5 protein-coding genes are annotated in these 6,321 nt (G+C 72.5%); 2 read left to right on the top strand and 3 right to left on the bottom strand.

What is annotated here, in order from left to right:
* A partial coding sequence (locus ACJOT3_RS19305; protein WP_406974251.1) for an RNA polymerase sigma factor region1.1 domain-containing protein occupies positions 1-394 on the bottom strand: 394 nt, incomplete at its 3' end.
* 373 nt (positions 395-767) lie between these two features.
* Positions 768-2,816: a SpoIIE family protein phosphatase gene (locus ACJOT3_RS19300; RefSeq protein WP_406974249.1), complete on the bottom strand. Its 2,049-nt coding sequence runs from the start codon at positions 2,814-2,816 to the stop codon at positions 768-770.
* A gap of 563 nt (positions 2,817-3,379) precedes the next feature.
* Between ACJOT3_RS19300 and ACJOT3_RS19295 the strand changes: the two genes are divergently transcribed.
* Both ACJOT3_RS19295 and ACJOT3_RS19290 read left to right on the top strand, forming a co-directional pair.
* Positions 3,380-3,679: a hypothetical protein gene (locus ACJOT3_RS19295; protein WP_406974248.1), complete on the top strand. Its 300-nt coding sequence runs from the start codon at positions 3,380-3,382 to the stop codon at positions 3,677-3,679.
* Positions 3,680-3,887: 208 nt separating this feature from the next.
* Positions 3,888-5,480 (top strand): hypothetical protein, encoded by a 1,593-nt coding sequence (locus ACJOT3_RS19290; RefSeq protein ID WP_406974250.1) that lies wholly within the window; start codon positions 3,888-3,890, stop codon positions 5,478-5,480.
* 22 nt (positions 5,481-5,502) lie between these two features.
* Here the strand turns inward: ACJOT3_RS19290 and ACJOT3_RS19285 are convergent, their stop codons facing one another.
* Positions 5,503-6,282, bottom strand: coding sequence for a tyrosine-protein phosphatase (locus tag ACJOT3_RS19285; RefSeq protein WP_406974247.1), 780 nt, complete (start codon positions 6,280-6,282; stop codon positions 5,503-5,505).
* Positions 6,283-6,321 lie beyond the last annotated feature (39 nt).

Below are 6,321 nucleotides of genomic sequence, written 5' to 3'. Positions count from 1 at the left end.
TGGTCTTCTTCGCGGTCGCCGTCTTCTTGGCGGCGGCCTTGCGGGCGGGTGCCTTCTTGTCGGCCTCGGCGGAGTCGACGACGGCGGTGACCGTCTCCGGCTGCTCCTGGGCGGCCGCGGCGCGCACCGGCTTGGCGGTCCGGGCCGTGGTGGAGGTCGTGGTGACCTTGGTGGACCTGGTCGAGGTGGACCGCGTGGCCGCCGTCTTGCGCCGCGGGGCCTTGCGCCGGGAGGACGCCGACTCGGGAACGAGAACGGTCACACCCTCCTTCGCGAGGCTGCGGAGCACGGACTGCGCCTGCGACATCGGGATTTCGGCCTCTTCGAAGGCACGGCGCACGTCCTCGGGCTCAAGATAGCCCTGGGACCGCCCACGCTCGATCAGCTGCTGAATGACGGGCTCTTGCAGTGACTCGGACTGCTTCGAGCGAGTCGAACTGGCAGATGACACAAACACCTCTCGAACGGACGTGTGGCGAGATTGTCGGACCCGGTGGTCCGCCTGGCCGGGACCGGGCACCGCGCCCTCTCCCGCCTGCGGCCTGGGATCGTCCCCACTGGGGCGGGGAAGCCGTTTGTCTTTCAAGCGTATGCGCTCTCGGAGATCATTCCCCGCAGGTGACGCACGGTGAGCGGTCGGCTCTCCGGGCGACTGCGCGGAACGGGCTCCGTGCGGGGCGGAACGGCTTCTTCACTGTAGGCAAGGGAATGGACTTGTTCGTACGGTCCGCCGCTCCTCCTCACGGCGACCTCCCTCCGTACGCGACTCATCGTGCCGCGACGGATTCGATCACCGGGAGCTGGACGGCGAGCAGAGTGACGTCATCGTCCTGCTCATACCCTTCGAGCATGCTCTCAACAAGGTACTCCAGCATCTGCTGTGGATCGCCCACCACTTCGGGTGGAGCCGAGGACGCCACGTCGACGAGCTCGTCGAGCCCGGAGTCGACGGACCGTTTGCGGTTCTCTACAAGTCCATCGGAGTAGAGGGCCACGGTGTTACCGGGTTGGACGAAGAATTTGTGATGTCCCCGCGGAGAGGTGATCCCCAGCGGTGTGTCGGGGTCGGTGTCCAGCAGTGACGGCCGGGCCCCGCCCGCCACGACCAGCGGCGGGAGGTGTCCCGCGTTGCTGAGGTCGAGCTGGCCGGTGACCGGGTCCAGGACGAAGTACACCAGGGTGGTGACCTGGTCCATGGCCTCGGTGGCGCTGAACATGCGGTCCAGGCCGGTGAGGACATCGGCGGGCTCCGGCATGGAGAACGCCAATGCACGCAACGCGTTGCGGATGCGGCTCATTCCCGCGGCGGCCGGAATCCCCTTGCCCATGACGTCGCCCAGGACCCCGGCGATGCGCCCGTCGGGCAGCGGGAAGGCGTCGTACCAGTCGCCGCCGACCTGGACGTGGCGCGAGCCGGAGCGGTAGTACGCGGCCAGGCGCACCCCGCGCACGTCGGGCAGCTCGTCCGGGAGCAGGCTGCGCTGGAGCTCCTCGGCGGTGTTGTGCTCCTGCTCGTACAGGGCGGCGCGGCCGATGGCCAGGGCGCACTGACCGGCCAGGGCCTCCAGGAACACGCGTTCCTCGTCGCCGATCTCGCGCGGCGAGGTGAACGCCAGGCGCAGCGCCCCGATGGGACGTCCGGCCACCATCATGGGCAGCGCCGCCCAGGCGCGCTCGGGGGTGAGGCCGACCAGCTCCTCGACCTCGGGGGCGTCCTCCAGCAGGGCGGCCAGCTCGGCCGGGTCGGCGGCGGTGCGGGAGGCGCGCTCGGCGATCGCGAGGGCGCTGATCTCGGGGTGGGCGAGCGGGAAGGACTTGCGGGGCAACGGGTGGGCCCCGGCGGCCACGACGGTGTCCAGCCGCGCCCCGTTGCGGTCGAGCAGGACCACGCTGATGTGGTCGGCGCCCACGCCGGAGCGGCCGATCTCGGACATGGCGGCGACGACCTCGTCGACGGTGAGGGCCTCGGCCAGGTCGGAGGTGGCCTGCTGGAGGCGGGCGGTGCGCATGGCCGCCTCGCTGAGCTGCTGGTTGAGCCGCCGGCGCAGCTCGTCGGCCTCGCGCTCGGTGGTGACGTCGACGAGGCTGCCCACCCACTCGACGGGCGCGCCGCCCTCGGTGACGGGCTTGGCCCGGGCCCGGAAGTGGCCGTAGCCGCCGGAGCGGGTGCGCACCCGGAACAGCGCGTCGAACGGGGTGCCGTCCAGGACGGCGTCGTCCCAGGCGCGCTCGACGGAGGCGCGGTCGTCGGGGTGCAGGGCGTCGAGCCAGCCGCGGCCGAGGTAGTCCTGGGGGCTCTGGCCGGTGACGTTGCGCCACTGGGGGCTGTCCTCGTGGACCTCGCCCCGGGCGTCGGCGGTCCAGACGACCTGGTTGCCGATCTGGAGCAGGGCGCGCAGGCGCTGTTCGTCGCGGTGGACCTCGTCGCCGTCGCGGACGGCGATGAGGGCGAGCTGCGGGTCGCCGGTGACGGGGTCGGCGACGGGGAACCAGGTGAGGTCCCACAGGCGGCCGTCGTCGGTGCGGTGGCGGCCGCGGACGACCCGGTCCTCGGCGCGCTCGGCGGGCCCGGCGGGCTCGATGCCGGCGGCCGGGACGCCGCAGGCGCGCATCAGCTCGGCGGGCTCGTGCCCCGGGCACAGTTCGGGGGCGCGTTCGAGCACCTCCGCGACCAGCCGGTTCGCGGCGATGATCCGCCCGCCGGAATCCAGCAGGGCGAATCCGATGGGGGAATCGTCCAGAAGTGCACGGACCGCGTCGCCCGGAACGGCTTCGCCGTCGGAACGGGGCGGAGGAATGGACGTCTCGGCGCTCACCTGCTCGACACCTCCGCTAAACCCTCGGATTTACCCGACCCGACCGACCGAGCACGCGGGCCCGTCGATCCGGGGATCGGACCGCGCGGGGGTGCTGAAGGTCTGCGGCGCGGTGCCGGAATGGGATCGGGGGGCTCCACGGCCCTCGGGAGTCACTCCCACGACTCCTCTCGGCCGCTGTCACGGCTCAAGCATAGGACACGCCCGTGTGGGCGCAACGGTCCGCGGGGAGCGGCCGGGTCCCGGACGTGAAGGTAAATAGTAGGCCACCGGCTGTCATCGCCCGGGGAGACCATTGGTTTTCCACAGGCGGTTTCCTCCGAATTCCCAGGGATCAGGATACTTGTCCGCTTTGGGATCATAGCTTGGAAACAGCTCCGTTATATGCCCGAAACGTCCTTTTCGCCTTGTTGACCTGGGGTGATGGTGGTGCTCAAGTAAACGATGCCCACCTCAGGTTTTATCAACAGCGTGCCGGGAGAGGGGTTGACAGCCCGCTCAGAACAAGTGGAATGGGTGGAGGTCACCGTCCAGGCCATCATCAACCAGGAGTGTGAGCGAGAATGCTCCAGACCTTCCCGGTCCAGGATCTCCGACGGATCTCGGCACGTCTGCACGACGAGTTCAACGGTCTGTCCCACCGCTGCGTCGAGCAGTGCGTCAGCGACACCTGGAACTGCGTCGAGCACCTGGGCATCGCGGTCACACCGCACCTCGTCGAACGGGTCGCCCGAGAACACCTGGAGGCCATGGTCAACTCCGTGCCCCCCTCCCAGGTCCCGCGCAAGGCCGCCAAGGCGGCCGCCCGCCCCCAGGGCGCGAACCTGTTCGCCGGCCACCGCGTGGTGTCCCGGCCCAGGTGACCCACCCGGTCGGCGGGGAGCGGGGCGCGCCTGTGAGGGGCACGCCCCGCTCCCCGTTCCCAGAGCCGAGGACGCCTGGGGAGGAACCGGGCAAAACCCCGGACCGTGAATCCCGGCCCCCGGGCTGTCATACGCTCGGAGCGTGCCCTCCCCTACACCTCCCTCATCCGCGAACCCCGAACCGGTTCCCGGCGCCGCCTTCGACGAGATGCTGCGCGCCGCCAGGGCGATGCTCGCCATGCGGCACCCCCTCGACGCCGAGCTGGCCTTCAGCGAGCTGCTCGGCACCTGGTGGGGCGAGCGCGTGCCCGGACTCGACGTCGAGCGGGTGCTCGGCGAGGGCCTGATCACCCACGCCGCCGCCTCCGGCAAGCCCGCCGGGCTGGGCGTCCTGGCCGCGATCGCCGCCCTGGGCACCTCGCCCGGCCAGCGCCGCCTCGCCGAACAGGGCATGATCGCGCTGCGCGAGCAGGGGCTCCAGGTCCCCGAATGGGCGTCCCAGCTGGGCCGGGTCGTGCCGCTGGGCACCTACGTCAACAGCGACCTGTTCGGGGACACCGACGACGTGGTGTGCGTGTTCGGCCGCGGGGAGCGGGGCACCGAGACCGCCCCCGAGCACGCCCTCATCCTGGTGGTGGACCACAACGCGGGCGGGGTGCTGCGCGACGCCTGGGTCACCACCAAGGTGGAGAGACTGCTCCAGGGGTGCCGGGAGCGGGCCGCCGCCGACGAGTTCACCCGGTTCGCCGAACTGGAGCCCGCCCAGGCCCGCAGCCGCCTGGTCCAGGCCCTGCGCGTGACCGAGCGGGTGATCGCGGGCGGGGGCGCCGACGCCGCACCGCTGCCGGTCGGGCCGACCGCCGCCGACCTGGCGGGCGGCTCGCTGGCCTCGCACTTCGCCCTGGCCAACGCCCGGGTGCGGACCCTGCCCGAGGCCCACGGACGGGACGCCGAGGACGGCGTCCCGGTGTGGCGGCGCGACCGCCGGGCGGTGCTGGCCGCCCGGTTCCTGGCCTCCGACGAGGCCGCCGAGCTGTCGGACTCCTACACCGCGAGCCGCTGCGTCGACCACATCATCGCCTACGGCTGCGACGTGGACGCCGGGCGGCCGATGCGGGTGAGCCCCCGCAAGGTGGAGGCGTTCCTGCTGCGCTGGCTGCCCGGCCGGGTGGTGCTGCTGCCCGAGGAGCAGGAGGCCATGCCGCACGTGCTGGCGGCGTGGGTGCGCTGGGCCGGTCCGCGCACCGGCCTGCCCGAGGTCGCGGTGGGCGCGACGCTGGACGCCGTGTGGGAGTACACCACCGCGTTCACCAAGGTCTACCGGGACCCCGCCCGGCCGCTGGGGCTGCGCCAGGAGGCGGTGCGCAGGCTGCTGCCCGACGGCGACTTCTCGGCGCTGGCCCGGCGCATGTTCGCGTTCCCGCTGCTGGCCAGCGACCTGGTGTCCTGGGCCCCCGAGGAGTTCGACCCGGCGACCCCGCGGGGCCGCCGGGCACTGCTGCGGCTGGACCACTACGGCGAGTACGAGGCCGCCGCCCCGCCCAGCGGCCGCCACTCCACCGGCCAGGACCACTGGTACCGGCCGGTGACCGGGGACGACCCGGGCCGGGAGCGGGAGCTGGACCGGCACGAGCGGCTGGCCGAACGGCTGTGGTCCGGGCGCCCGGCCGAGCTGTGGTCGGCCGCCCGGCGGCTGCTCGACCGGGGCCGGGACCGGGCCGCGGTCCTGGCCGAGCTGGGCGACGTGCTGGACGCCGCCACCGACGGCGCCGACCTGCGCCGCCGCCTCGACGCCCTGTAGTAGTGCTCGCTTTGGGCCGCCCTCAGGCGACCATGCGGTCGCGGAGGGCCGCCACCGTGGCCGCGGACAGCCCCAGGGCGTCGGAGACGTAGCCGTCGAAGGAGCCGTACACCTCGTCGATGTGGGAGAACGAGGTCTGGAGGTACTCGGCGCGCACCCGGGTCATCGGGACGACCTCCTCCCACGACAGGCCGCTGTGCTCCGACAGCAGGCGCATCCACTTGTCGGTGTTCTCCTGGCGCTCGTTGCTGGCCAGGTAGTCCTGGACCACCACGGCCCGGTCCACGCCCAGCAGGGTGAGCAGCAGGGCGGCGCCCCAGCCGGTGCGGTCCTTGCCCGCGCTGCAGTGGAACACCAGGGCGGTGGGCCCCTCGGCGGCGCGCTCGACCAGGTCGCGGTAGCCGGTGAGGGCGGCCGCGTCGGTGACCAGCTCGCGGTAGACGTCGAACATGAAGCGCTCGGCGGCGCCGTCGGCGAACATGGCCCGGGCGCGCTCGCGGTCCAGCAGGGCCGCGGAGAAGTTGGCCCCGGCCGCGGTCGGGTCCTGCACCGAGATGGCGGTGTAGGCGGCGCCCTCGGGGGTGATGTCCGGCAGGCTCTCCCGCTCGTGGGCGGTGCGCAGGTCGATGAGCTGGCGGATGCCCAGGCCGTTGTAGACCGGCAGGTCCGGCTCGGAGATGGTGTGCAGGGCGTCGGAGCGGTACAGCAGGCCGTGGCGGACCGTGCCTCCCCCGGCGGTCCGGTGGCCGCCGAGGTCGCGGAAGTTGGGGGCGCTGGAGAGGATGAAGCCGTTGTTCGTCACGAAGGCGACGATACCGACCACCCCTCCGGCGCCCCGAAC

It is taken from the genome of Nocardiopsis protaetiae (assembly GCF_045446735.1).
GTDB lineage: Bacteria > Actinomycetota > Actinomycetes > Streptosporangiales > Streptosporangiaceae > Nocardiopsis > Nocardiopsis protaetiae.
The sequence above is the reverse complement of the archived record's forward strand: the minus strand, read 5'-3'. Positions and strand labels throughout refer to the sequence as shown.

Bases quoted from the DNA above. Each gene is read 5' to 3' on its own strand.
- ACJOT3_RS19295 (WP_406974248.1), top strand. From the start codon at position 3,380: ATGCTCCAGACCTTCCCGGTCCAGGATCTCCGACGGATCTCGGCACGT.
- ACJOT3_RS19290 (WP_406974250.1), top strand. From the start codon at position 3,888: ATGCTGCGCGCCGCCAGGGCGATGCTCGCCATGCGGCACCCCCTCGAC.